The sequence below is a fragment of the uncultured Alsobacter sp. genome (assembly GCF_945952055.1).
In the GTDB taxonomy this organism is placed as follows: Bacteria; Pseudomonadota; Alphaproteobacteria; order Rhizobiales; family Beijerinckiaceae; genus Alsobacter.
In genome coordinates, this window is record NZ_CAMFHB010000051.1 from 1 (window position 1) to 26,119 (window position 26,119).

The following is a 26,119-nucleotide window of genomic DNA, read 5'->3' on the forward strand; positions in this document are numbered from 1 at the left end:
GTTCGAGGCGGCCGGGCTCGCCGCCGGAGGCCGGCCGGCGCAGGCCGCGCCGCTGCGCGCGCCGGACAGGCCGTGGGCCGGACTGACCGATCCCGCGGGCCACCAAGTGGCGGCCGTCTGCGAGCCCTGAGCCCCGCGCGGGGGTTGCGCTGCCGCACGACCGCGACCACACTCCAAAAGCTCGGCTTCTGCGTCGCCGCGCCATGGATGGGCACGAGGAGGGACTGATGGGCGGCTGGATCATCCTGGGGATCCTGGTGGTCGGCGCACTCTGGCTGATCACCGTCTACAACGGGCTGGTCTCGATGCGGCAACGCGTCTCGCAGGCTTTCGCCGACATCGACGTGCAGCTCAAGCAGCGCCATGACCTCATCCCGAACCTCGTCGAGACGGTGAAGGGCTACGCCACCCACGAGAAGGGCACCCTCGAGGCCGTGGTCCAGGCCCGCAACTCGGCGCTCGCGGCCCAGGGCCCGCAGGCCCAGGCTGCCGCCGAAGGCCAGCTGGGTGCCGCGCTGGGACGGCTGATCGCCTTGTCGGAGGCCTATCCGGACCTCAAGGCCAACACCAATTTCCAGCAGCTGCAGATGGACCTCTCGGACATCGAGAACAAGCTCGCCGCGGCCCGTCGCTTCTTCAACAACGCAGTCAGCGAGTACAACGCCTCGATCCAGGCCTTCCCGGCCGCGCTGTTCGCCCGCAACATGGGTTTTGCCGAACGCGAGTTCTTCGACGTCGGGCAGGAGGCCCGCCAGTCGCTGGACCAGGCGCCGACCGTGAAGTTCTGATCCGCGGCCACGGGGGCCGGTCATGTTCACCGCCTTCGGCCTCTACAGCCACATCCGGGCGAACCGCATCCGCTCGGTGCTGCTCACGGCGGGACTGTTCCTGCTGGTGTGGCTTCTCGCCTATGCCTTCACGCTGTTCTACAACGCCATTGGCCGCTCCAACTTGCCGGTGGACCTGATCGCCCGCCGGGCCGCGGGGGACTGGCTCGGCATCGTACCCTTCGTGACCCTGGGCACCGCGGGCTGGGTCTTTGCCGCCCGCAAGTTCCACCAGGGCATCATCGATGCTGTGACGGGCTCGCACGCGGTGGAGAGGGCGGCGCAGCCCCGCCTCTACAACCTCCTGGAAAATCTCTGCATTTCCCGCGGCCTTCCCGTGCCGAAGCTGGAGATCATCGACAGCGAGGTCCTCAACGCCTACGCGACCGGCCTCACGCCGGCGCAGTACACGATCAGCGTCACCACGGGCCTGCTGGCGGCCCTGGACGATGCAGAGGTCGAAGCGGTTCTCGCGCACGAATTGACGCACATCCGCAACGAGGACGTGAAGCTGATGGTGGTCGCGGCCGTCGTGGCGGGCGCGATCTCGTTCTTCGCGGAGATGTTCTTCCGCGTGGTGATGCGCTCGCGCTGGTCCTTCGGCTCGTCCCGCTCTTCCGACGATCGCAAGGGCGGGGGCGGGGCGGTGGTCGCGATCGTCATCGCCGTGGCGCTGATCGCCGCGGCCTGGCTCTTGTCCCTGGTCATCCGCTTCGCCCTGTCGCGCTCACGCGAGTTCCTGGCCGATGCCGGGGCGGTCGAGCTGACGAAGAACCCGGACGCCATGATCAGCGCGCTGATGAAGATCTCCGGCCGCAGCGAACTCGAGGGCGTTCCCTCGGGCATCATGGAGATGTGCATCGACAATCCGCGGTCGGGGTTCGCCGATCTCTTCGCGACCCACCCCGCCATCGAGGATCGGGTTGAGGCGCTGGTCAAGTTCGCCGGTGGCCGGCTCCCGGATCCTGCCCAGGCGCCGGCCCAGCGCCCGCTGCCCGGGGCCCCGGACGGCCGGCTCACCGGGGGGCCCGATCCCGACGGGCCGGTGAATCCGTGGGGTCGTACCGCCGGTCATCCCGACGGAAGTGCCTCCGGTCCGCCCGGTCCATGGGGGTCGCACCAGGGGTAGGACCCGGTCCGACCCCGGCGCTACAGGCAGGGGCACGACGGACGCGAAAGGGGCCGCGCCCGCCCGCACCGGGCGACCAGCCATGAGAATTTGTCAGGGCGGGTGTTGCCGCAACTCCACAGCGAAAACGGGGGCCTGTGGCTAGAGTGCGGCCTGAGACCCGTCCACCGTTTCGGCAGGCCCAATGAACCGCAGCATCCCGACCACGGCCGATCCGGCGACCGACGCCGCCGGGCTGCTGCGCCGCTTCGGCTTCGCCGTCCTGGTCATCTTGGCTCCCGTCGCGGCGCTCGTGAGCCGCCGTGGCCTCGTGATCCTCATTCCCATCGGCATCGCCCTGCTCGTCCTCGCGACGTTCATCGAGAGCGAGGGACGCGAACCGCTTGGGCGCGCGCGCCGCGCCCTGCTCGCACCCGCGGGCCTGATCGCCGCGTTTCTCGTGTTCTGGGCCGGGCTGTCGCTGATGTGGACGCCCTTTCCCGCGGCCGCGTCCGAGCGCCTGGTCAACCTGGCCGGCATCTCCGCGGTCGGCATGATCGCTGCGGCCGCGCTGCCGCAGCGGATGCGGGTCAGCAATCTCTACCTGATGCCCATCGGCGCGGGTCTCGCGGCGTTGGTCGCCCTCTTCCTGGAGGTGCGGGGCGTCAGCTTCGACACGGAGCCCACGACCGACACCGCGATCCTGGACCGCGGCCTGCTGATGCTGGTGCTGGTGGCGCCGTCGGCGATCAGCTGGCTGGCCTCGAAGGACCGCTACGTCGCCTGCTTCGCGCTCGTGGCCGTCGTCACCGCGGCTCTCGTCTATGGCGGGGCCTGGCCCGCGCTCGGGGCCTTCGCCATCGGCGCGGTGGTCTACGCCATCGTCACGCTCAACGCGGCGGCCGGACGCTGGGTCGCCCTGATCCTGATCCCGGGCCTCGTCCTTGCCGCTCCGGCGCTGCCGTTCCTGCTGCGGCCGGTCTCCAAGGTGACCTTCGGCATCACCCATCCCAAGGTGGAGACGATCCGCACCTGGTCGCGCATCGTCACCGACGATCCGGCGCGGCTCATCACAGGGCACGGCCTCGACACGGCCCTGCGCGCCAAGCTCGCCGGACTGGTTCCCAACCAGGCGCCGTCCGGGATTCTCTTCGAGGTCTGGTTCGAACTGGGCTTCCTGGGCGCCATCGCGCTCGCGCTCCTCCTCGCCAAGGCGGTCAACGGTGCCTCGCGGCTCCAGGGCGGGGCGGCGCCGGGCGCCATGATGACGCTCGCGGTCGCCTTCTCGCTCGCGGTGCTCGGGCAGGGCGCGGCGCAGGCGTGGTGGCTGATCGGATTGGCTCTCGCGGCGATCCTCGCCGTGGCCGTGGACCGGGGGCAGTACCGGACCACCCGGCCGCGGTCTTCCGGCCCGGCCCGCTGATCCGGCGGGCGCCGCGCTCCTTCAGTCGACCAGATGGCAGGCGACGCCGTCGCGCAGGGCGGGTGCCTGCGCGCGGCAGCGATCCGTTGCCAGGGAGCAGCGTGGGTGGAAGGCGCATCCGGCGGGCGGGTCGATCGGATTGGGGGCGTCGCCCAGCACCGCCATGCGCCGCCGCCCCGTCATGGCGAGGTCCGGCACCGCGTCGAGCAGCATGCGCGTGTAGGGGTGGCGGGGCTCGGCAAACAGCGTGCGCGCCGGCCCGACCTCCACGAGACGGCCGAGATACATGACGCCGATGGTCGTCGCCATGTGCCGCACGACGGCCAGGTTGTGGCTGATGAGGAGGTAGGTCAGCCCCAGGGCATCCTGCAGGTCGCGCATGAGGTTCAGGATCTGCGCCTGGACCGACACGTCGAGCGCCGAAGTGGGCTCGTCGCAAACGAGAAACTCCGCTTTCGGGGCGAGCGCGCGCGCGATGGCGATGCGTTGCCGCTGCCCGCCCGAGAACTCGTGCGGGTATTTCCGGGCATCGGCGGGGTCTAGGCCCACGCGCCGGAGCAAGTCCGCGGCCTGCCGGTCCGCCTCGCGGGCATCGGCGAGGCCGAAGGCGCGGATCGGCTCGGCGATGATCGGGCCCGCCCGCCAGCGCGGGTCGAGGCTCGCGAAGGGATCCTGGAAAATCATCTGGATCCGGCGCCGCAGCTCCTTGCGCCGCGACCGATCGGCCCGGCCGGTCATGGACACGCCGTCGATCACGACGTCGCCCGCCGTGGGCGTGAGCAGGCCCACGACCATGCGGGCCAAGGTCGACTTGCCCGAACCCGATTCCCCGACGATCGCGAAGGTCTCGCCCCGCCGGATGGCGAAGGACACGCCATCGACAGCCTTCAGGGTTTCCCGAGGGCGGCCGCTCAGCGTGCGTTCGAGCCAGGGGCGCGAGACGTCGAAGGAGCGATGCAGCCCGTCGACACGGACGAAGGCATCGCTCATGGGACGGCCTCCCCCGGCGCGCCGTCCATCTCCGGCGCCGGCGCGGCGCCATCGTCTCCCGCCCGGTCGGCCAGGCCGTCGCCGTAGAGGAAGCAGGCGACGCGGTGCTCGCCGCGCGTGACCAGTTCGGGCCTCTCCACGTGGCAGTGCGCGAAATTCTCGGGGCAGCGCGGGCAGAAGGCACAGCCTCTGGGCAGGTCCTGCAGCCGGGGCATGGCGCCGGGAATCTGCGCCAGGCGCTCCCGGTCGCCATCGAGCCGGGGAATGGCGGCCATCAGCCCGCGGGCATAGGGATGCAGCGGCGCCCCCACGAGCGCGGCGACGGGGCCGGTCTCGACGATCCGGCCCGCATACATCACGGCGACGCGGTCGGCCGTCTCGGCGATGACGCCCATGTCGTGGGTGATCAGCATCACCGCCATGCCGCGCTCCAGGCACAGCTTGCGGATGAGGGCGATGATCTGGGCCTGCACCGAGACGTCGAGCGCGGTGGTGGGCTCGTCGGCGATGACGAGATCGGGCTCGGCGCACAGCGCCAGCGCCAGCACCACGCGCTGGCGCATGCCGCCGGAAAATTCGTGGGGGTAGGCGTCGGCGCGCCGCTCGGCGCCCTGGATCCCGACCTCCTTCAGCAGGTCGATGGCCCGCCGGCGGGCCTCGCGGCGCGATACCGGCAGGTGGGCGAGGATCGTCTGCTCGATCTGCTGGCCCACCGTGTAGAGCGGGTTGAGGCTCGTCAGCGGGTCCTGGAACACCATCGCGATGCGGCGGCCCCGAACGGCCCGCATCTGGCGCTCCGGCAGGGCGTCGATGCGCTCGCCGAGAAGGCGGACTTCCCCGCTCACGATGCGCCCGGGAGGCTCGAGCAGCCCGATGACGGCGGCTCCGGTCAGGGATTTTCCGGCGCCCGATTCCCCCACGAGCCCGAGCACCTCACCCCGTCCGATGTCGAACGATACGCCGTCGAGCGCCCGCAGTACGCCGCGACGGGACGCGAACTCGACCTTCAGGTCGCGGACGGAAAGGACGGGGCCGCTCGTCATCGCAGCTTCGGGTTCAATGCGTCGCGCAGCCAGTCGCCGCACAGGTTCAGCGCGAGCACGAAGACGGCGAGCGTGGCGCCGGGGAAGGCGACGATCCACCACTCGCCGGAGAACAGGAAGTCGTTGCCGATGCGGATGAGCGTGCCGAGCGACGGCTGCGTCGCCGGCAGGCCCACGCCGAGAAAGGACAGCGTCGCCTCGGTGATGACGGCCAGGGCGATGTTGATGGTCAGGATCACCAGGATCGGTCCGGTGACGTTCGGCAGCACGTGGCGCACGAGGATGGCGGGGGCCGACAGGCCCATCAGGCGGGCGGCCTGGACGTAGTCCTTGTTCTTCTCGACCATCGTCGAGCCCCGCACGGTACGGGCGTACTGCACCCAGAAGGACAGGCCGATCGACACGATCAGCACGGCCATGGCGGTCGTCTCGCGCTGGCTGTCCTGGACCATGGCGTGGACGACCCCGTCGACGAGCAGCGCGATCAGGATGGCGGGGAAGGTCAGCTGGACGTCGGCGATCCGCATGATCACCGCGTCGATCCGCCCGCCGGCGAACCCGGCGACGAGCCCCAGGCCGATCCCGACCACTGCCGCCAGCGCGACGCCGCTGAGCCCGACGATCAGCGACACGCGCATGCCGTAGAGGATGGCCGACCAGAGGTCGCGGCCCTGGTTGTCGGTGCCGAGCAGGAAGCGCGGGTCGCCGCCCTCCACCCAGCGGGGCGGCGTCAGGGAATCGATGAGGCTCACGGCGCCGGGGTCGAAGGGATCGGACGGGGCGATCCATGGCGCCAGGGCCGCCGCGCCGGCCATCGCCAGCACCACGCACACCGAGACGAGCGCCATCGGGGTGGCGAGGAGGCTCGCCAGGACCTCGTTGTCCCTGGCCCGGGCGGACCAGCCGTCGCGTCGCTGCGTGTCGGGCGTGGACATCGGTTGCGCCACCGCTCAGGCCGGCCGCGCTGCGATGCGCAGGCGCGGATCGACGGCTGCGTAGAGGAGGTCGACGACCAGGTTGATGCCCACGAAGATGGTCGCGGTCAGCATGAGGTAGGCGGCCATGACCGGAATGTCGACGTTCTGGACCGCGCCGAGGAACAGCAGTCCCATGCCCGGCCACTGGAAGACGTATTCGGTGATCAGCGCGAAGGCGATCAGGGATCCCAGCTGCAGGCCGGTGACGGTGATGAGCGGGACGAGCGTGTTCTTCAGCGCGTGCCCGAAATGGATCGTGCGGTTGCGCAGGCCCCGTGCCCGCGCGAAGCGGATGTAGTCCGTGCGCAGCACCTCGAGCATCTCCGCCCGGACGAGGCGGGTGATGAGCGTCATCTGGAAAAGGGCGAGGGTGACGGCCGGCAGGATGAGGGCCTTCAGGCCGGAGGCCGTCAGCAGCCCCGTGCTCCAGCCAGCCAGCATCACCACGTCGCCCCGGCCATAGGACGGCAGCCAGCCGAGCTGCACCGAGAAGAGGTAGCGCAGCAGGATGGCGATGAGGAAGGTGGGCAGGGAGATCCCGACCAGCGAGACGGCCATGAAAAGGGAGGCGAGAAGGCTGTCGCGCCGCAAGGCCGTGAACACGCCCATCGGGATGCCCACCAGCAGCGCGAGCACGGCCGCGACCCCCGCCAGCTCCAGGGTTGCCGGCATCCGCTCGCCGATGAGGCCCCTCACCGGCTGGCGGAACTGGTAGGACATGCCGAAATCGAACTGCGCGGCCCGCACGAGATAGGCCGCGAACTGGACCGGCACGGGTCGGTCGAGGCCGAGGTCCTGGCGCACGCGTTCGCGCTGCTCGCGCGGGGTGTCGATGGAGACGATCTGGTTCACCGGATCGCCCACGAAGCGGAACATCGTGAAGGCGATCAGCCCGACGGCGATCATCACGATCACCGACTGGAACAGCCTGCGGATCACGAAGGCGATCATGCGTCGTCGACCTCCGTCGGGACCCCGCCCGCGGGGAGCGGCCAGCGCGGCCGCGACCCCCCGGGCGGCAGCCTCATTCCTTGGTCGCCCAGTAGAACAGGAACTGGTTGTCGGCCCGCTGAACGACCTTCACCTTCTTCGACACGCCCCAGGCGAGCGACTGCTGGTGCAGGGGCACGTAGCCCACGTCCTTGTTCTGGCCGATGTCGTAGGCCTGGTAGATCAGGTCGTCGCGCTTCTTCGGGTCGTTCTCGGACAGGATCTGGTCGGCGAGCTTGTCGATCTCGGGGTTGCAGTACCCGCCGAGGTTGGACTCGCCCCGGCCCTTCCCCTGGTCGTTCCGGCAGCCATACATCCCGTAGATGATGTTCCAGCTGTCGAACGAGCTCGGGGTCCAGCCCAGCAGGTAGAACGAGGTGTCGAAGCTCGGCGCCAGCACCTTGCCGAAGTACTTGGCCTTGGGCTGGGCGTTCAGCGTCACCTTGATACCGATGCGCGCCATCATGCCGACGACGGCCTGGCAGATGGCCTCGTCCGCGACGTAGCGGTCGTTCGGGCAATCGAGCGTCACCTCGAAGCCCTGCGGGTAGCCGGCCTCGGCCAGGAGCTTCTTGGCGCCCTCCACGTCATAGGGGAAGCGCTTGAACTCGCCTGCCCGGGAGTAGAGCAGCGGCGAGATCATCAGGGGCGTCGGCGTCGCCAGCCCCCGCATGATCTTGTCGCGGATCGCGTTGATGTCGATCGACTGGTAGACGGCCTGGCGGACGCGGGCGTCCTTGAAGGGGTTCCTGCCCTTCACGTTGGAGTATTTGAGCTCGTTGCTGCGCTGGTCGAAGCCCAGGAAGATCGTGCGCAGCTCCGGCCCGGTCATCACCGTGGTCGACTGGCCCGCATTGACGCGCTGGATGTCCTGCACGGGCACCGGGTCCATCCAGTCGATCTCACCCGACAGCAGGGCGGCGACGCGCGTGGCATCCGACGCAATCGGCGTGAAGATCACCTCGGTCAGATTGTGCTCGGGCTTGCCCCACCAGGCGGGGTTCGGCTTCCAGACGGTCTTCACGCCGGCCTGGTGGCTTTCGAGACGGAAGGGGCCGGTCCCGTTGGCGTTCAGCGCGGCGTAGCCGGGCGTCTGGGCGTTCGGAGGCGTGGGCGCGACGGCGTTGTTCGCCTCCGCCCACTTCTTCGACATGATGTACCAGGTGTCCCACTCGTAGTGCAGGATCGGGTTGGGCGCCGAGAGCACGACGTCGACGGTGTAGTCGTCCACCTTCACGAACTGCGTGTCCGCGGAGATGCGGGCCGTGAGGTTGGAGCCCGTGGCGCGCACGCGGTCGGCGGAGAACAGGACGTCGTCGGCCGTGAAGTCCTCGCCGTTGGCGAACTTCACGCCCTTGCGCAGGTAGAAGCGCCAGCGCGTCGGCTCGGCGATCTCCCAGCGTTCCGCCAGGCCCGGCAGGATCTCGAGATTGGGTCCGCGCTTCGTCAGGCCCTCGTACACGGCGCCGTGCATGGCCAGCGTGAACGTTTCGTTCAGCGTGTAGGGATCGAGCGACTTGAAATCCCCCTGCGCCGCGAACCGAAAGGTCCTCGCGCTGGCGGGTGCGCTGAGTAGCGCCAATGCGGCGATGGCCGCCATGACGACCCGACGGAGCCCCATGACCTTCCCCTGCTTCATTCTGGTTCGCGCGGAGCGGCGCGCCGAGCCTTATAGGCCGGCATTCCTCGCCATTCAGTTAGCAACCGTGAGTTTAGCCGTGGCACCCGTCCGAGCGGGTGCCACCATCGCCAACGCCTGGCGCGTCGATTCAGTCCGAAAGCTCGGCGATCAGCCCGTGCATGAACCCGTCGATGGCGGCGAGCTGCTCGATGGTGATGTACTCGTCGGCCTGGTGGGCCTGGGCGATGTCGCCCGGTCCGCAGATGACGGACGACCAGCCGGCCGACTGGAAGATGCCGGCCTCGGTGCCGTAGGACACGAAGCTGCGCTCGTTGTCGCCGGTGATGCGGCGGACCAGTGCTTCCGCCGCGCCGTTCTCCTCCGGCGCCAGGCCCCGCACGGCGGCGCGCGCAATGATGTCGACGCCCGATTCCGGCGCGATCGCCTTCATTTTCGGCTCGATGACCTCGCGGACGAAGCGCTCGAACCGGTTCTTCACCTCGAGCGCGTCTTCCTGCGGCAGCGCCCGGACTTCGGTGACGAAGCGGCACGAGGCGGACACGATGTTGGTGGCTGTGCCGCCGTTGATGGTGCCGCAGTGGATGGTGGTGTAGGGCGGCGCGAAGGGGTTGGATGGATCGGCCCGTTCACGGTTGGCCTGCAGCGCGTCGTCGAGCCAGGTGACCAGGCGCGCGGCGGTCATGACGGCGCTGACGCCGGTGTCGATGCGGCTCGAATGCACGCTCTTGCCGCGCACCTCGGTGAACCAGGAGAGGCCGCCCTTGTGGCCGACCACGGCCTTCATCATCGACGGCTCGCCGACGATGACCGCGGACGGGGCCGGGATGGTGTGCGCCATCTCGTCGACCATCGAGGGGGCACCCTGGCAGCCGACCTCCTCGTCATAGGACAGCGCGATGTGTACCGGCCGCTTCAGCCCGCCGCGGACCATGGCGGGCACGGCGGCGAGCACGGCGGCGTCGAAGCCCTTCATGTCGCACGTGCCGCGGCCGAACAGCTTGCCGTCGCGCTCGGTGAGGGTGAAGGGGTCGCTGGTCCAGGCCTGCCCCTCGACGGGCACCACGTCGGTGTGCCCCGACAGGACGACCCCGCCTTCCACGCGGGGACCCACCGTCGCATAAAGGTTCGCCTTGTTGCCCTCGGGATTGTAGACGAGGTGCGATTCGACGCCCCAGCCGGCGAGCCAGTCCCGGATGAAGGCCACGCAGTCGAGGTTGGAGTCGCTGGACACGGTCGGGAAGGCCACCAGCCGCGCGAGCATGTCCCGCGTCGTCATCTCCAGCGCCATTTGCAGCTCCCGTGTCGGCAACCCCGAGCGGGTCCGACATTCGGCCGAGGCACGATGGCGGGTCAAGCCGGTTCGCGTTGACAGCCCCCGCGGCCTTCACGACAGTGCCGCCCCACCACCACGGAGCACCGCGATGACCAGCCGTTTCGACGTCACCTTGGCCGATGTCGAGGCTGCGGCTTCACGGATCGCCGGCCACGTTCGCCGGACGCCCTCCTGGCGCAGCCCGGCGCTGAGCGAGCGGCTCGGCCGCGAGGTCGTGGTCAAGCTGGAATGCCTGCAACTCGCCGGGTCCTTCAAGGTGCGCGGGGTGGCCAACCGCCTGATGATGCGCACGCCGCAGGAGATGGGGCGCGGGGTCGTCGCCGTGTCGGGCGGCAACCACGCCATCGCCGTGGCGCGCGGCGCCGCCGCGTTCGGCGTTCCAGCCCTCGTCCTGATGCCGCGCGTCACCGCCCGCTTCAACATCGACGCCACCGCCGCCTTCGGCGCCACGATCGAGCTCGTCGAGTCCGCCGCCGAGGCCTTCGCCAAGGCCGACGCCCTGTCGCGCGAGGGCTGGATCAACCTGCATGCCTTCGACGATCCGGCCATCATCGCCGGCAACGGCACGGTGGGGCTCGAATTCATCGACGCGCATCCCGAACTCACGCACCTGTTCGCCTCCATCGGCGGTGGTGGCTTCATCGCCGGCATCGCGGCGGCCGCGAAGGGGCGCAAGCCGACGCTGTCGGTGCATGGCGTCGAGACGGAGGGCGCCGAGACCATGACCCGGGCGCTTGCGGCCGGCGAGCCGGTGACGATCTCTCCCACGTCGATCGCGCGCACGCTGGGCGCGCCGTTCGTGACGCACCGGACGCTGGCCGCCGCCACGGAGCTGCTGTCGGCGGTCGACGTGGTGCCGGACGCGACCGCCGTGGTCGACATGCGCTGGCTCCTGCAGGCCGAGAAGGTGCTCTGCGAGCCGGCGGCGGCGTGCACCGTCTCCGCCGCCATGCGGCGGGCGGCCGCCTTGCCCGAGGACGCCGTGATCGGCCTCGTCCTGTGCGGCTCCAACATCGCGCTCGCGGACGTGGAGGCGCTCTGCGCCCGCTTCGCCGCATGAGCGTGTTGACCGGCTGGTCAGCTTGGGATTTGCTGGCGGCCTGCCCTGATGTCCGAGGTTCCCATGCCTGTGATCAACAGCGTTTCCGCCATGGCCGACGAGGTCGCCGCGTGGAGACGCGATCTGCACACCCATCCCGAGCTTGACTTCGACGTGCACCGCACGGCGGCGATCGTCGCCGAGAAGCTCAAGGCCTTCGGGTGCGACGAGGTCGTCCCCGGCATCGGTCGCACGGGCGTGGTGGGCGTGATCAAGGGACGCCTCCCGGGCGACAAGGTGATCGGCCTGCGCGCCGACATGGACGCCCTGCCGATCGTCGAGGCGACGGGCAAGCCCTACGCCTCGCAGACCCCCGGCAAGATGCACGCCTGCGGCCACGACGGCCACACGGCGATGCTGCTGGGCGCCGCCAAGTACCTGGCGGAGACCCGCAACTTCGCCGGCACCGCGGTCGTGATCTTCCAGCCGGCCGAGGAGGGCGGCGGCGGTGGCCGCGAGATGGTGAACGACGGAATGATGGATCGCTTCGGCGTCCACGAGGTCTACGGCATGCACAACATGCCGGGCCTCGAGCCCGGCGCCTTCGCGCTGCGCCCCGGCCCGCTGATGGCGGCGGCGGACCGCTTCACGATCACCATCGAGGGCAAGGGCGCCCATGCGGCCCAGCCCCACAACAGCATCGACACGGTGGTCATCGGCAGCCAGATCGTCACGGCCCTGCAGAGCATCGTCTCGCGCGGCGTCGATCCGCTCGCCTCGGCGGTGGTCTCCGTGACGGTGTTCAAGGCCGGCGAGGCCTTCAACGTCCTGCCGCAGACCGCGGAGCTCAAGGGCACGGTGCGGACGTTCCAGCCCGAGGTCCAGGACATGATCGAGCGCCGCATGGGCGAGATCGCGTCCGGCATCGCCGCGGCCCATGGCGCGACCGCCACCCTGAACTACGAGCGCGGCTATCCCTCCACGCGCAACCACGAGGACCAGACGGCCTTCGCCGCCAAGGTGGCGGCCGAGGTGTCGGGGGCGGACAAGGTCATCACCGACACGCCGCCGGTGATGGGCGCCGAGGACTTCTCCTACATGCTGCTGGCGCGCCCCGGCGCATTCATCTTCATCGGCAACGGCGACACCGCGGGCCTGCACCATCCGGGCTACGACTTCGACGATTCGATCATCCCGGTCGGCATCAGCTACTGGGCGCGGCTCGTCGAGAACGCGATGCCGGCCTGAGGCCCCGCGGGGTTGGGCGTGCATCGGCACGCTCGCTCCGCGCGCTGCTCAGAGGGTGTGGCCCTTAGCCTGAGGACTGGCCGTCCAGTTCAAACCGACCTCTCAGCCGTCATCCCCGGGCTTGGCCCGGGGCCCCACGACTTTGCCGGCGCCATTCTCAAGTCGTGGGTGGCCGGGCCAGGCCCGGCCATGACGCGGAGAGTGTGAGGCAAGCTGCACTGGCCACATTTTCACACCCTCTCGAGACGAGGGGGTCGTTGCCGTCACAAGATTCCTTGTGTCGAGCGCCGCAGGTTGCGTCGGTCCGGCGCTCCTAAAGCGTCCCCGCCTTCATCGCGCGCAGCACGGCGCGGACGACGACGGTCAGCCGCTCCTCCATGACCCGGCGGGACAGTTCGCGGTCGAGGCGCACGGCGGCGGGGTGGACGAAGCGGAAGAGCGCGTCCAGCACGAGCGTCGTGGCCCGGTCGGTGCGCCTGATGGCGAACACGCCCGACCCGACGCCTTCCTCCACGATCCGCTCGACGAGGCCGCGAATGCGCGAGCGGTGCTTGCGCACCACGCCGCGCATTGCGGTGTGGGCCTCGACGAAGACATCGAACACGTCGGGATCCAGCTCCAGCCGCTCGCGCAGCGCGCCGGCCCAGGCCAGCAGCAGGCGCTCGAGCTTGTCGTCGGCGGGGTCGGGCGCGTCGGCCACCACGAGCAACTGCGTTTCGAGCGGCCGCAGCCACTGCGCCGTCACGGCGTCGATGAGGGCGGCCTTGGACGGGAAGTAGCGGTAGACGTTGGCGTGGCTCATGCCCGCGGCGCGGGCCACCGAAACCACCGTGGTGCGCTCCTGCCCGTAGCGGCGCAGGTGATCCGTCGCCACCGCCAGGATCCTGGCATCGGTGGACGGCGCGTCGGAGGCTGCGGGGACGGGCGCGTTCATGGCCGCGAGCCTAGACCATGTGCGGCGGATGCGGGAGCGGGTTGAGACGGGCGCATAGGCCTGCCCGTCCCGCCGTGCTCTACTTGCGTCGTGACTGCATGTGTCTCGCGAAAGGCCTGCTATCCCCTTCGCGCCATGGTCCCGCCCGCCACCAGGAGCATGCCATGAGCGATACCGAACGGCCGTCCCCTGCGCGGCCCGAGACGGATGGCCGCCCGCAAGCCCGGCACGGCCATGCCCGCAAGACGCTCCTTCATCTGCTTGGGCCCGGCCTCGTGGCCGGCGCGGCCGACGACGATCCGTCCGGCATCGCCACCTATTCGCAGGCCGGCGCCCAGTTCGGCTTCGGCATGCTGTGGACGGTGGTGATCACCTATCCGTTCATGGTGGCCATCCAGATCGTCGGTGCGCGGATCGGCCGGTCCACGGGAGAGGGGATCGTCGCCAACATCCGCTCGGTGTTCCCGGGGTGGGTGGTCACCTGGCTCGTGTTCCTGGTCCTGGCCGCCAACACGATCAACATCGCCGCCGATCTCGCGGCCATGGGTGCGGCGCTCAATCTCGTCGCGGGCGGCCATCCGGCGCTGTTGGCCGTCGGTTTCGGCCTCTTCTGCCTCACGCTGGAGGTCTTCATTCCCTATCGGCGCTATGCGCCGTTCCTCAAGCTCCTGACGATGGTGCTCCTCGTCTACGTGGCCACGGCGCTCAGCGTCCACATTCCATGGGGCGAGGCGTTGCGGGGGGCCTTCCTGCCCAGCATCGCGCTGGACCAGACGACGATCGTCATGGTCGTGGCCGTCTTCGGCACCACCATCAGCCCCTACGTCTTCTTTTGGCAGGCGGCGGAGGAGGTGGAGGACATGAACCTCTCGCGCCGGCCCCACCCGCTGCGCACCCTCAAGCGGGGCACCCGGCCGACCCTCGTGCGCATCGGCATCGACACCGCCATCGGGATGGGATTTTCGAACCTCATCGCGGCCAGCATCATCGTCACGACCGCGGCGACGCTGAGCGTCGAGGGGATCACGACCATCACCACGGCGTCGGAGGCGGCCGAGGCCCTGCGGCCGCTGGCCGGTGACCTCACCTTCTACCTGTTCGCCGCGGGCATCATCGGCACGGGGCTGCTCGCGGTGCCGGTCCTGGCGGGATCGGCGGCCTACGCCGTCGCGGAGGCCCTGCACTGGCGCTCCAGCCTGGAACTCGCGCCGGCGCAGGCGAAGGGGTTCTACTCGATCGTGGCGGGGTCGACCTTCATCGGCGCGCTCATCGCGCTTTCGCCGCTCGACCCCATGCGGATGCTGTTCTGGACCGCGGTCATCAACGGCATCGTGGCCGTTCCGGTGATGGCCGTGATGATGGTCCTCGTCTCCAGCCGGAAGGTCATGGGAAACGTTGCCGCCGGCCCTGTCCTCAGGGCCGGCGGCTGGGCGGCGACGATCGTCATGGCAGGCGTCGTCGTCGCACTTTTCGTCACCTGGTCGGCAGGCTGAGCGGGCCGCGGCTCACTTTGCCTGGGCGCCGGCTTCCACCGCGGGAGCAGCGGACCGCGTCTTCCACAGCGAGTACCCGATGCCGGCGAAGAGCAGGGCGAAGGTGACGCCGAGCGAGACGGACGGGGGCACCTTGGCGAGACCCAGCATGTCGGCCACCGCGATCTTCGTGCCGATGAAGATCAGGACCGCCGCCAGCGCGTATTTCAGGTAGGCGAAGCGGTCGATCATCGCGGCCAGGGCGAAGTAGAGGGCACGCAGGCCAAGGATCGCGAAGATGTTCGAGGTGAAGACGATGTAGGTGTCCTTGGTGATGGCGAAGATGGCCGGCACCGAGTCGACCGCGAAGATCACGTCGGCGACGTTGACGAGCACCAGCACCAGGAACAGCGGGGTGAGGGCCCAGACCATCTTGCCGGTTGCCGGATCGGGCTGGCGCACCATGAAGGCCTCGCCATGCAGCTTGTCGGTCACGCGGAACCGGCGCCGCATCAGCTTGAGCAGCGGGTTGGATTCCACGTCGTAGGCGCTGTCGGCACCGATCAGCATCTTCACGCCGGTGATCACGAGGAAGGCGGCGAAGACGTAGAGGATCCAGTCGAAGCGGGCGAGCAGGGCCGCGCCGGCGCCGATCATCAGGCCGCGCATGACGATGACGGCGAGAATGCCCCAGAACAGCACCCGGTACTGCGAGCCGCGGGGAATGCCGAAATAGCCGAAGATCATCGCGATGACGAAGATGTTGTCCATCGAGAGGCTCTTCTCGATGACGAATCCCGTCCAGTACTCCACCGCGGCCTGGGGCGAGAGCGACACCCAGACCCAGCCGCCGAAGGCGAGGCCGATGGAGATGTAGAAGGCCGACAGCCAGAGGCTCTCCTTGACGGAAATCTCCTTGGAACTGTCGCGGTGCAGCACACCGAGATCGAACGCCATCAGCACGATGACGACGGTGCCGAAGATCGCCCACATCCAGATGGGCTTCGACAAGAATTCGAGCGCGACGAAGTCGAGCATTCCGGGACCCCTTGGTTCGAGAGGGTGCCGACATCACGGAAGAGTTGAACTTCCGTCAGAGGGGCCCGGTCACCTTCCGGCGGAAGTGGGGTGGCCCCTTGCAAGCGTCAAGCCCCCGGCCGATAGTCGTCACTGAGAAAAAAACAGGCAAACTGACCGCTGAACAGGCGGCGCCATGCTGATCCCCCGCCGCTCAAGCTCACGTCGCCCGGTCTGTCCCGGGATGACACGCGGCATGGATGTTGCGAGGCTCCGCGCTAGATCGTTACAGCACGCCAATATTCTTGTGGAGGAATGTAATGTCCAATCATGCTGCCCGGGCCCTGCGCGCCGCCGCGGTCGTCCTGGGAATCGTGGCCGGCGCGGGCTCGGCGGCCGCGCAGACCGCGATCCGTTTCACGCTGGACTGGCGCTACGAGGGCCCCGCCGCCCCGTTCGTCGTGGCCATCGACAAGGGCTACTTCAAGGCTGAGGGCCTGGATGTCACGATCGACATCGGCAACGGCTCCCGCGAGACCATCCCGCGCGTGGCGTCGGGAACCTACCAGCTTGGTTTCGGCGACGTGAACTCGCTGGTGCGATTCCGCGACGAGAACCCGGGCGTGGACGTCAAGGCCGTGCTGATGGTCTACGACAAGCCGCCCTTCGCCATCATCGGGCGCAAGAGCCGCGGGATCTCCACCGACGTGAAGAGCCTGCAGGGCAAGAAGTTCGGCGCGCCGGCGGCCGACGGCGCCTACGCCCAGTGGCCGATCTTCAAGACCGTCAACAAGCTCGACGATTCCGGCATGAAGTTCGAGAACGTGGGCTTCCCCGTGCGCGAGCCGATGCTGGCCTCGGGCGAGGTCGATGCCGTCTTCGGTTTCGCCATGTCGTCCTACATCAACGTCAAGAGCCGCGGCGTGCCGGTGGACGACATTGTCACCCTGCTGATGGCCGACTACGGCGTCGAGCTCTACGGCAACGTGATCATGGTCAACGCCGCGTTCGCCAAGGAAAAGCCCGAGGCGGTGAAGGGCTTCATCAAGGCCCTCGTGAAGGGCTTCAAGGACACGGTGGCCGACCCGTCGACCGCGGTCGACTCCGTCATCAAGCGCAACGACGTGGTGAAGAAGGACGTCGAGCTCGAGCGTCTCAAGATGGTGCTGGAGCAGAACATGCTGACGCCGTGGGTCAAGGCCAACGGCTGGGGCGGGATCGATCCGGACCGCTTCTCGCGCTCCATCGACCAGATCGGGCTGACCTTCACCTACAAGGCGAAGCCGAAGACCGAGGACATCTTCACCGACGCGTTCCTGCCGCCGGCGGCGGACCGCAAGGTGAACTGACCGCCGCCGCGCCCACGGCCCGACCGGAGTGTCCATGGTTCCCTTCGTCTCCCTCACGGGCGTCACGCACGCCTATGGCGGCACGGGCGCGCCCGCCGTCGACGGCATGACGATCGCCGTCGGCGAGGGCGAGTTCGCCGCCATCGTCGGCCCGTCGGGCTGCGGCAAGTCCACCGTCATGAAGCTGGCGACCGGCCTGCAGTTCCCGCAGGCCGGCGTCGTCACCGTCGCCGGGGCGCGCGTCGGCGCCCCGGTGAAGATCTCGGGCATGGCGTTCCAGAACCCCACGCTCCTGCCGTGGCGCACGACGCTGGACAACCTGTTGCTGCCGCTCGAGATCGTCCAGCCGCACCGCGGGCGCCTGCGTCGCCACCGGGACGAATACGTCGCCCGCGCCGAGGCCCTGCTGGAGCAGGTGGGCCTCAAGGGCATGGGCAACAAGTTTCCCTGGCAGCTCTCCGGGGGCATGCAGCAGCGCGCCTCGCTCTGCCGGGCCCTCATCCACGAGCCCCAGCTCCTGATGCTGGACGAGCCCTTCGGGGCGCTCGACGCCTTCACGCGCGAGGAGCTGTGGTGCGTCATCCGCGACCTGCACGCCGCGCGCAAGGTCACGGTCATCCTCGTCACGCACGACCTGCGCGAGGCCGTGTTCCTGGCCGACCGCGTCTTCTGCATGAGCGCGCGCCCGGGCCGGATCATCGCGGAGCGCGAGATCGGTCTCCCGCGCCCGCGGGACCTGGAAGTCACCTACACGCCCGAGTTCAGCGACATCGTCCATGAACTGCGGGGCCATATCGCCCACGCGAGGTCCGCGGCATGAGCACCGTCGCTGCGCCCGGCCCGAGCAAGATGGCCCTCGCCGTCGCGCCGTGGGTCTTCACCGTAGGCTTCTTCCTGGTCTGGGAGGCGATCTGCCGGATCTTCAAGGTGTCGTCCTTCGTGCTGCCGCCGCCGAGCGCGGTCGCCGTGGCAATGTGGGAGTATCGCGGGCCGCTGGCCTTCCACTCCGCCCACACGCTGTGGATGACACTCGCCGGCTTCGGCATCGCCGTGGTGGCCGGCATCCTCCTCGGCGTGGCGCTCGGCGCCTCGCGCCTCGTCCACGCGGGCAGCTATCCCCTGCTGGTGGCCTTCAACGCCATCCCCAAGGTCGCGGTCGTCCCGATCCTGGTGATCTGGTTCGGCGTCGGCTGGATGCCGGCGGTGCTCACCGCGTTCCTGATCTCCTTCTTTCCCATCGTCGTGAATGTGGCGACGGGCCTGGCCACCATCGAGCCCGAGGTGGAGGACGTGATGCGCGCGCTGGGCGCCTCCAAGCTCGACATCATCGCCAAGGTCGGCATCCCGCGGTCGATGCCGTACTTCTTCGGCTCGCTGAAGGTGGCGATCACGCTGGCCTATGTCGGCTCGGTCATCGCCGAGTACAACGCGTCCAACTACGGCATCGGCAACCTGATGGCGCGCGCCAGCGCCGACTTCAATGTGCCGTTGCTGTTCGCCGCACTCGTCGCTCTCGGTATCCTGGGCGTGATCATCTACGCCGCGATGGCCGTGCTGGAGCGTCGCACGACCGGCTGGGCGCAGCGCTCGAACTTCGCGGCGTGAGCGAAGCCGCGCAGGTGAGCGTTCGTTCACCTCCGCCCGAGGTCGATCTTGTGTTGCAGTGCAGCAGGCGTAGTCTCCGCCTCCCCTGAGGTGACGAGCCTGCGACCATGCTGCCTGCCATCCGCGATTTCGAGGCCCTGCGCGCGTCGTTCCGCTGGCCGATCCCGGAGCGCTACAACATCGGCGTGGACGTCTGCGACCGCTGGGCCACGCTGGATCCGCAGCGCCCGGCGCTCCTCGACGTCGCCGCCGACGACGGCGTCACCGCCGTCACGTTCGGCGAGATCCGGGATGCCTCCAACCGGCTGGCCCAGGCGCTTCGCCGGCGCGGCATCGGGCGCGGCGACCGGGTGGCGATCCTCCTGCCGCAGTGCCGGGACGTCGTCGTCGCCCATGTCGCGATCTACAAGCTCGGCGCGGTGGCCTTGCCGCTGGCGGTGCTTTTCGGCGTCGACGGACTGGCCTATCGGCTGCGCGATGCCGGCGCCAAGGGGCTTATCACCAACGCGGCCGGGGTCGAGCGACTGGCGCCGGTGCGCCGCGACCTGCCGGCGCTGGACGTGGTGCTGTGCACCGACGGCGCCGGAGGCGGGGCGGACGGCCTCGCCGCCGCCATGCAGGCCGAGAGCGCCGTCTTCACTCCCGTGGACACGGGGCCCGACGACCCGGCCATGATGATCTTCACGTCCGGCACGACGGGCCAGCCCAAGGGCGCGCTGCACGGGCACCGCGTGCTGCTGGGTCACCTGCCGGGCTTCGAACTCGTGCACGAGTTCTACCCGCAGACCGGCGACCTCATGTGGACGCCGGCCGACTGGGCCTGGGCCGGCGGCCTCCTCAACGCGCTGCTGCCCTCCCTGCACCACGGCATGCCGGTGGTGGCCTGGAAGCAGGAGAAGTTCGATCCCGAGCGGGTCTTCGCGATGATGGCGCGCCTGCGCGTGCGCAACACCTTCGTCCCGCCGACCGCCCTGCGGATGCTGCGCTCGGTCGCCCCGCCGAAGGGCCGCCACGACCTCGCCCTGCGCACCGTGGCCTCGGCCGGTGAGGCCCTCGGAGCCGAGACGCTCGCCTGGGGGCGCGAGGCGCTCGGCCTCACCATCAACGAGGCGTTCGGCCAGACCGAGTGCAACCTGGTCCTGGCCTCTTGCGCCACGCTGGGCGTGGTCCGGCCGGGCTCGATCGGCAAGGCCGTCCCGGGGCACGAGGTGGCGATCATCGGGCCGGACGGCCTCGCCTGCGCGCCCGGCGAACAGGGCCAGATCGCCGTGCGCCGGCCCGACCCGGTGATGTTCCTGGAATACTGGAACCGCCCGGAGGCGACGCGCGACAAGTTCGTCGGCGACTGGATGACGACGGGGGACCAGGGCGTCATGGACGCCGACGGCTATGTCCGCTTCGTCGGCCGGGACGACGACGTGATCACCTCGTCCGGCTACCGCATCGGGCCGACCGAGATCGAGGACTGCCTGATCCGCCATCCAGCCGTCACCAACGCCGCGGCCGTGGGCAAGCCCGATCCGCTGCGAACCGAGATCGTGAAGGCCTTCGTCGTGCTGAAGCCCGGGCATCCGTCGAGCGACGCACTGGCCGCCGACATCCAGCGGTTCGTCCGCGAGCGGCTCTCCGCCCACGAATACCCGCGCGAGGTGGCCTTCGTCGACACGCTGCCCCTCACCACCACGGGCAAGGTCATCCGGCGCGCCCTGCGGGCGGTCGCCTGAGCGGGTCGACGGACCCGGAGACCAGCGCGGCGGCCCTTGTCAGGCCGCCTCGCCGTCCTTGCCGTAGTAATAGTTGGCCTTGCGGCCGAAGAGCAGGCCGCGCAGCGCGCGCCGCATGCCTTCGCTGCGGCGCAGGGGGGCGATGACGGCCCGCATGGCGCGGTAGCCCGCGACCTTGGCGGTGTCGAGCATCGGACGCTGCCCGGGGCTGGCCTGCGGCAGGCCGAGGTGGCGCAGAAGCCCGTTCGCCTGCAGCAGCGTGTTCAGCCGGTCGGCGGCCGGGCTCTTCCAGGTGAAGGCCATGGAGATCGACAGGTCGTCGAACGTCTCGACCCAGTGCGGCCACAGGTGCGGCACGAAGCAGCCTTCGCCGCCCTCCAGGTAGAAGCTCGTCTTGCGGGTGTCGAAGGCGGGGTCGAAGGTGAGGTTGCGATGCTTGGAGGGGCTGATCTCCAGCTCCTCGTCGGAGAGGATCGAGCGGTCGCGATTGTCGTACTGGTGGAAGGCCTTTCGTCCGCGGATCTGGACGAACATGTTCTCTTCCGGGTCGTAGTGGAACGGCGTCACGGCCCGCGGCGAGGTCACGAAGATGAAGCCCTGCAGGTCGTAGAAGCCGGCCTCGTCGCAATCGGCGAAGCCCGCGCCGCGGGCGACGTCGTCCAGCATCTCGCGCAGCAGCGCGGCGTAGGCCGGATCCCGCTCCACGCGCTTCAGCACCATCCAGGCATGGCCCGACTCGATGCGGCGGACCACCTCGTCGGCGGGCGCGTCGATGATCTTCACGTCCTCGAAGCGCGTCTCCACCTTCACGGCCGCCTCGGTCATCTCGACCTGGTCGCGCGGCAGGGTGCGGGCCAGCTCGGCGAGCCGGGTGATCGTGAAAAGCGGGTGCGACGACAGCGCGTGCCCCAGGCGGAACGGCTCGTTGGGGAATCGCGACCGCATCTCGGCGCCGTCGAAGGACACGAGGCGGGCGGGCTGGCCCTTGGCGGTCGTCGCGGGGGCGCGGTCGAGTGTCGGCGCGTCGGTCATGGCTTCCGTCCCTTGGCGAGATGGTAGAGATTCTTGGCGGTGGATCGGATGGAGCGGCGGGCGCTCTCGCCGGCGGCCGCGAAGGCGGCCGAGGCGCTGGCGCCGCGGGCCTCGACGAACCAGTCGGCGACGGCCAGCCGGTCGGGCCAGAGCCGGTCGATCATCGGATGGTCGGCAATGGCGCAGCTGTCGGTCTCGGTCACGCCGCCTTCCAGCTGGCGGGAGGACATCTCCAGGGTGAGCTGGACGCCGGGCGAGTAGGTCGAGAGCTCTTCGTCGAACGTGGTCTTCCAGTAGAAGGATCGCGTCGCGTCGCCAAGGATGATGCCGACGCCCGCGGCCGTGCCGCCCACCGACATCACGTCCACGCTGCATTCGCCCTGCTGGGCGAGCGAGCGGGTCACGGTCCGCAGGAACGTGGCGGCGTTGGCGTTGTCGAGGAACGCCGTCCCGTTGCGGCCCTTCCACCCCTTCGCCTCGAGCGCAAGGAAAAGCTCGGTCGCGTCGCGGACGCCGCGCGGGTCGGCATGGCGCACGACCTCCACCGCGCCGCGCTCCTCGAGCCTGCGGCGCAGGCGGCGCAGTTCCTTCACCTTCTTGCCGGGCATGGAGCGCCCGAGCGTCTCGTCGAGGGTCGCACCCCCGCGCAGCACGGCGCGCTGGTGCTCGCCGAAGCGGCGGATGCCGCGCCCGGTCGCCTCGGCGACGGAGCGAATGGCGGCCGCGGTCGGGCCGTCCTCGGTGATGAACGGAAGCAGGACACCGCCGGCGCGGCTGCTCTGGCGTGCGATCCAGTCCAGGAAGGCGGCAATGACGGCCGGGGCGTGGTCGCGGTCGACGAGCGGCGTGCCCAGCGCCAGTTGCTCGTGGCGCCAGCCGAACAGTTCCAGCGTCCCCAGCGCGCCCTTGGGCATGACCACGGGAAACAGGCCCAGCAGCCCGGACTCGGCCGGCTTGCGCGGATCGCGCACCATGGCGAAGACGGGTCGGGCGAAGTCGCGCATGTGGCGGGTCACCGCGAGCGCGAAGTCAGGCTCGTAGAAGACGTTGCGCTCCAGCGAGCGCAGGGCGAGGTCGCGCCAGGCCGGCGCGTGGTCGCCCGCCTGCATCAGGCCGCAGATGTCGACCGCCAGGGCGGCGCTGGCCGCGGATGCGGCGGCGGCCTCCCGCAGGGGGGGCGGAGCCAGGCGGAACAGGGACCGTGGACCGGCCGGGGGAAGGACCCCGGCCGAAGCGGTGGCCGGGAAGGCGGAACGCGACATGGGCAACTCGTACGCTTTCAGGACGGTCGGCCGACGAGAACAGGACGTTAATGTCCCGAAATCGGTCGACGCGGGGGACGGGATGGCACCGACCTGCCCGTCCTCTCAATTCGCGTACCAGTTGATCTTTGAAGGGTTACAACCTGATCTGCCCGCCGGTGATCGCGGCGTAAAGTTCCGCGTCGAGGCGAATGAACCGTTTTTCTTTTGGGTGCAATACGAACAATGGATCGGCGATGCCGGCGGGATCGGCGCCTTCCTTCACGAGATCCACCTTGCGTTGCTTGAAGGTGCCGGTCACGTCGAGGGCCGGGCGGATCCGCAGGAAGACGGGCCTGGCATAGTCGGGAAGATGCGTGGCCAGATAGGCGTGGAAGGCGACGGTGTCGAAGTCGACGCTCGGATCGAGAACCAGGGCCGCCATTCCGGCGCGGCCTTCACAGCCCGGGACCTTGACGCCGTACACGGTGCATTCCGCGATCCCCGGGATGACCGAGATCGTCTCGGAGACCTCGGAGGTCGCGACGTTCTCGCCCTTCCAGCGGAAGGTGTCGCCGATGCGGTCCACGAAGAAGAAGTAGCCGTCGGCATCGCGCCGCATCAGGTCGCCCGAGCGGAACCACGCGTCGCCCTTCTCGAACACGTCGCGCAGGATCTTCGTTTCGGTGGCGGCGCGGTCGGCATAGCCTTCGAAGCGGTTCGCCGGCTTGGCGGGGTCGTTGATGATCTGCCCGAGGATCTCGCCCACCTCGTCCGGGGCGCAGGGCTGGCAGAAGCCGTCCGGTCCCCGGATGGGCTCGCCCCGCTCGACGTCGAAGCGGACGATCTTCACCACGAACCGCTTCTCGGCCCATTTCGGAATGCGCCCGACGGAGCCCGGCCGGCTGTCGAGGTTGAACAGCACGACGTTGCCCTCGGTGGCGGCATAGAACTCGCGCACCTGCGGGATGCCGAAGCGGGACACGAACGGCGTCCAGACGTCGGGCCTCAACCCGTTGCCGCAGATGAGCCGGATCTTGTGCGCGCGGTCCTGCGGGCCGGGCGGCGCATTGAGCAGGTATCGGCACAGCTCGCCGATGTAGAAGAACAGCGTGCACTGGTGCCGGATGATGTCGGGCCAGAAGTCGCGGGCCGAGAAGCGCTCCCGGATGACGACGCTGCCGCCTTCGATGAGCGTGCCGAGGGTGGCCAGCGTGCCGCCGTTGGAATGGTACATCGGCAGGCAGTCGTACATCCGGTCGTCCGGACCGGTGTTCATCAGGGCCGAGAAGCCCCGGGCCATCGCCATGATGCGGTAATGGTTGATGTTGGCGGCCTTGGGAAGCCCGGTGGTTCCCGACGTGTAGATGAAGACGCAGCGATCCTCGATGGTGAGCGCGGGCCGCGCCTCGGCGGGAAGGGGTCCGCCGGGCAGGGCGTCCAGCGCCGTGTCGAACCGCTGGTGGGCGCCCTCGGCCGCTCCGTGAACCCACAGGTCGGGCGTCTCGGGCAAGGCCGCGCTGGCGACCTGGAAGGCGCGCAGGTGTTCCGATCCGACGATAGCGATCTTCGCCTTCACGATGGCGATCGAGTGCGTGAGCGCGGCGCCGGTCAGGTTGGTGTTGATGAGGGCCGTCGCCGCGCCGACTCGGGCGATGCCCAGCCAGACGCAGAGGTAGTCCGGCCGGTTGCCCATCAGCAGGGCCACCACGTCGCCCTTGCCCAGGCCTCGCGAGCGGGCCCAATGCGCCACCTTGTTCACGCGGGCGTCGAAGTCCGCGAAGGTGAGGGTCTGGCCTTCGGTGAGGAGGGCGGTGCGGTCGGCGAAGCGCGCGCAGACCTCCGGCAGGACGTCGTTGATCGTCACGCGCGGGTTGCGGGCGATCGGGGACGTCCGACGCAGGATGCGCAGCGATCCCTTCAGATACGCAAACTCACTCGCGAGACGCTCCAGAAGCGCCATATGCACTCTCCCCCCGCATCGCGCCCGGTTCGACTCGCGTCGCCCGACGTCCGTTCATCATGCCGATCCGTCGGCCCCGGTGATAGGGGGTCGAGACCGGCCGTGCAATATCGTTCACATATGAACAGTAGGAGTTGCGAGGGTCCGGAACTGCACGTGCGCGCCCGTTGTGGAACTTTTCGTCGTTTCGGCTTATATTGGAACAGTGCGCGGTGTGCGCACGGTGTCGAGAGGATACCAAGCTGACGAGACCTGGTCTGCGCGAAGTCGAAACCACTTCGCCCATCGCCGCCACCGGTTCGATCGAGCCGGATGCCGGCGCCTCACTCCCGCTCATTCTCGGCGTTCTCGACGATTCGAAAGCCGAAGAAACGGTCGTGATCGACCTGGCGGGCAAGACCACCCTCGCGGATGCCATGATCGTGACGTCGGGCCGCTCCAACAGGCATGTCGGATCGATTGCCGATCACGTCATCGAGATGCTGAAGGAGCGCGGCCGCAAGGATTTGCGCGTCGAAGGCCTGCCGCATTGCGACTGGGTGCTGATCGATGCGGGCGACGTGATCGTGCACGTCTTCCGACCGGAAGTCCGCCACTTCTACAATCTCGAGAAGATGTGGGGTGGTGACCGGCCGGGCGAGCAGCGCGCCGTTTCCTGATCGCGCACGACCGCCGTCGTGCGCATCCTGATTCTGGCTGTCGGGCGTCTGAAGGACGGACCCGAGCGCGAACTGGTCGCGCGCTACGGCGAGAGGGCGGTCGCCACCGGCCGCCCCCTGGGCTTCACCGGTTTCGATAGCGTCGAACTGCCTGAGAGCCGCGCCCAGCGCCCGGTCGACCGCAAGGCCGAGGAGGCCGTCGCCCTTCGGGCGAAGGCGGGCGACTCCGGCCTCGTCGTCTTCGACGAGAAGGGCTCCTCGCCGACCAGCGAAGCCTTTGCCGGGCTATTGGCCGCGGGCCGCGATGCGGGCAGGCGCAGCATGGCGATGGTGATCGGCGGCCCGGACGGGCTCGATCCCGCGCTGGCCGGGACCGCGGAGGCCCGCATTTCCTTCGGGCGCATGACGTTGCCGCACCAGATCGTCCGCGGGCTTGTGGCCGAACAGCTCTATCGCGCCATGACAATTCTGTCCGGGCATCCCTATCATCGGGCCTGAGGAGT

At 69.3% G+C, this 26,119-nt stretch carries 23 protein-coding genes; 12 read left to right on the plus strand and 11 right to left on the minus strand.

What is annotated here, in order from left to right; translation table 11 throughout:
• Positions 1-224: 224 nt before the first annotated feature.
• The 3 genes from Q0Q47_RS26015 to Q0Q47_RS26025 all read left to right on the plus strand — a co-directional run bounded on the left by Q0Q47_RS26015 (position 225) and on the right by Q0Q47_RS26025 (position 3,358).
• Positions 225-788 (plus strand): LemA family protein, encoded by a 564-nt coding sequence (locus Q0Q47_RS26015; RefSeq protein WP_293867244.1) that lies wholly within the window; start codon positions 225-227, stop codon positions 786-788.
• 22 nt (positions 789-810) lie between these two features.
• On the plus strand, positions 811-1,956 hold the full coding sequence (locus Q0Q47_RS26020) for a M48 family metallopeptidase (RefSeq protein ID WP_293867164.1): 1,146 nt from the start codon (positions 811-813) through the stop codon (positions 1,954-1,956).
• A gap of 184 nt (positions 1,957-2,140) precedes the next feature.
• Positions 2,141-3,358, plus strand: a complete 1,218-nt coding sequence (locus Q0Q47_RS26025; protein WP_293867167.1) for a peptide ABC transporter permease — start codon at positions 2,141-2,143, stop codon at positions 3,356-3,358.
• Positions 3,359-3,379: 21 nt separating this feature from the next.
• Here the strand turns inward: Q0Q47_RS26025 and Q0Q47_RS26030 are convergent, their stop codons facing one another.
• From Q0Q47_RS26030 to argE, 6 genes are all read right to left on the minus strand, one after another.
• Complete coding sequence (locus tag Q0Q47_RS26030) at positions 3,380-4,348, minus strand: ABC transporter ATP-binding protein (protein WP_293867170.1); 969 nt, start codon at positions 4,346-4,348, stop codon at positions 3,380-3,382.
• Positions 4,345-5,391 (minus strand): ABC transporter ATP-binding protein, encoded by a 1,047-nt coding sequence (locus tag Q0Q47_RS26035; protein WP_293867173.1) that lies wholly within the window; start codon positions 5,389-5,391, stop codon positions 4,345-4,347. The genes Q0Q47_RS26030 and Q0Q47_RS26035 overlap by 4 nt, the downstream gene beginning before the upstream one ends.
• Positions 5,388-6,326 carry an ABC transporter permease gene (locus Q0Q47_RS26040; protein ID WP_293867176.1) on the minus strand — a complete coding sequence of 313 codons (939 nt, stop codon included), beginning with the start codon at positions 6,324-6,326 and terminating at the stop codon, positions 5,388-5,390. The genes Q0Q47_RS26035 and Q0Q47_RS26040 overlap by 4 nt, the downstream gene beginning before the upstream one ends.
• Positions 6,327-6,341: 15 nt before the next feature.
• Entirely contained in the window at positions 6,342-7,319 is a 978-nt protein-coding gene (locus Q0Q47_RS26045) for an ABC transporter permease (RefSeq protein ID WP_293867179.1), read from the minus strand.
• Positions 7,320-7,392: 73 nt separating this feature from the next.
• Positions 7,393-8,979, minus strand: a complete 1,587-nt coding sequence (locus Q0Q47_RS26050; protein WP_293867182.1) for an ABC transporter substrate-binding protein — start codon at positions 8,977-8,979, stop codon at positions 7,393-7,395.
• 148 nt (positions 8,980-9,127) lie between these two features.
• Positions 9,128-10,288, minus strand: a complete 1,161-nt coding sequence (gene argE, locus Q0Q47_RS26055) for an acetylornithine deacetylase (RefSeq protein ID WP_293867185.1) — start codon at positions 10,286-10,288, stop codon at positions 9,128-9,130.
• A gap of 133 nt (positions 10,289-10,421) precedes the next feature.
• Here argE and Q0Q47_RS26060 point away from each other — a divergent pair, with 133 nt between their 5' ends.
• Positions 10,422-11,393 (plus strand): threonine/serine dehydratase, encoded by a 972-nt coding sequence (locus tag Q0Q47_RS26060; RefSeq protein WP_293867187.1) that lies wholly within the window; start codon positions 10,422-10,424, stop codon positions 11,391-11,393.
• A gap of 63 nt (positions 11,394-11,456) precedes the next feature.
• On the plus strand, positions 11,457-12,620 hold the full coding sequence (locus Q0Q47_RS26065; protein WP_293867190.1) for a M20 aminoacylase family protein: 1,164 nt from the start codon (positions 11,457-11,459) through the stop codon (positions 12,618-12,620).
• Between the two features lie 313 nt (positions 12,621-12,933).
• On the opposite strand, the gene Q0Q47_RS26070 is transcribed toward Q0Q47_RS26065, so the two are convergent.
• On the minus strand, positions 12,934-13,554 hold the full coding sequence (locus tag Q0Q47_RS26070) for a TetR/AcrR family transcriptional regulator (RefSeq protein WP_293867193.1): 621 nt from the start codon (positions 13,552-13,554) through the stop codon (positions 12,934-12,936).
• 164 nt (positions 13,555-13,718) lie between these two features.
• Between Q0Q47_RS26070 and Q0Q47_RS26075 the strand changes: the two genes are divergently transcribed.
• Positions 13,719-15,047: an NRAMP family divalent metal transporter gene (locus tag Q0Q47_RS26075; protein WP_293867196.1), complete on the plus strand. Its 1,329-nt coding sequence runs from the start codon at positions 13,719-13,721 to the stop codon at positions 15,045-15,047.
• Between the two features lie 12 nt (positions 15,048-15,059).
• On the opposite strand, the gene Q0Q47_RS26080 is transcribed toward Q0Q47_RS26075, so the two are convergent.
• Positions 15,060-16,064, minus strand: coding sequence for a TerC family protein (locus Q0Q47_RS26080; protein WP_293867199.1), 1,005 nt, complete (start codon positions 16,062-16,064; stop codon positions 15,060-15,062).
• Positions 16,065-16,363: 299 nt separating this feature from the next.
• Here Q0Q47_RS26080 and Q0Q47_RS26085 point away from each other — a divergent pair, with 299 nt between their 5' ends.
• From Q0Q47_RS26085 to Q0Q47_RS26100, 4 genes are all read left to right on the plus strand, one after another.
• Positions 16,364-17,392, plus strand: coding sequence for an ABC transporter substrate-binding protein (locus Q0Q47_RS26085; RefSeq protein ID WP_293867202.1), 1,029 nt, complete (start codon positions 16,364-16,366; stop codon positions 17,390-17,392).
• Positions 17,393-17,426: 34 nt separating this feature from the next.
• On the plus strand, positions 17,427-18,212 hold the full coding sequence (locus Q0Q47_RS26090) for an ABC transporter ATP-binding protein (RefSeq protein WP_293867205.1): 786 nt from the start codon (positions 17,427-17,429) through the stop codon (positions 18,210-18,212).
• Positions 18,209-18,997: an ABC transporter permease gene (locus tag Q0Q47_RS26095; protein ID WP_293867208.1), complete on the plus strand. Its 789-nt coding sequence runs from the start codon at positions 18,209-18,211 to the stop codon at positions 18,995-18,997. Before Q0Q47_RS26090 ends, Q0Q47_RS26095 begins: the two co-directional genes overlap by 4 nt.
• Positions 18,998-19,104: 107 nt before the next feature.
• Complete coding sequence (locus Q0Q47_RS26100) at positions 19,105-20,721, plus strand: AMP-binding protein (RefSeq protein WP_293867210.1); 1,617 nt, start codon at positions 19,105-19,107, stop codon at positions 20,719-20,721.
• A 39-nt stretch (positions 20,722-20,760) separates the two neighbouring features.
• On the opposite strand, the gene Q0Q47_RS26105 is transcribed toward Q0Q47_RS26100, so the two are convergent.
• The 3 genes from Q0Q47_RS26105 to Q0Q47_RS26115 form a co-directional block, all read right to left on the minus strand.
• Positions 20,761-21,753 (minus strand): cupin-like domain-containing protein, encoded by a 993-nt coding sequence (locus Q0Q47_RS26105; RefSeq protein WP_293867212.1) that lies wholly within the window; start codon positions 21,751-21,753, stop codon positions 20,761-20,763.
• The gene (locus Q0Q47_RS26110) at positions 21,750-23,015 is read right to left on the minus strand and encodes a GNAT family N-acetyltransferase (protein ID WP_293867214.1); all 1,266 of its coding nucleotides are present in this window, start codon (positions 23,013-23,015) and stop codon (positions 21,750-21,752) included. Before Q0Q47_RS26110 ends, Q0Q47_RS26105 begins: the two co-directional genes overlap by 4 nt.
• Positions 23,016-23,151: 136 nt before the next feature.
• Positions 23,152-24,957 (minus strand): long-chain-acyl-CoA synthetase, encoded by a 1,806-nt coding sequence (locus Q0Q47_RS26115; RefSeq protein WP_293867217.1) that lies wholly within the window; start codon positions 24,955-24,957, stop codon positions 23,152-23,154.
• Positions 24,958-25,259: 302 nt separating this feature from the next.
• Here Q0Q47_RS26115 and rsfS point away from each other — a divergent pair, with 302 nt between their 5' ends.
• Positions 25,260-25,616, plus strand: a complete 357-nt coding sequence (gene rsfS / locus Q0Q47_RS26120; protein WP_293867246.1) for a ribosome silencing factor — start codon at positions 25,260-25,262, stop codon at positions 25,614-25,616.
• Positions 25,617-25,634: 18 nt separating this feature from the next.
• The gene (rlmH, locus tag Q0Q47_RS26125; protein ID WP_293867220.1) at positions 25,635-26,114 is read left to right on the plus strand and encodes a 23S rRNA (pseudouridine(1915)-N(3))-methyltransferase RlmH; all 480 of its coding nucleotides are present in this window, start codon (positions 25,635-25,637) and stop codon (positions 26,112-26,114) included.
• The last annotated feature ends 5 nt before the right edge of the window (positions 26,115-26,119 follow it).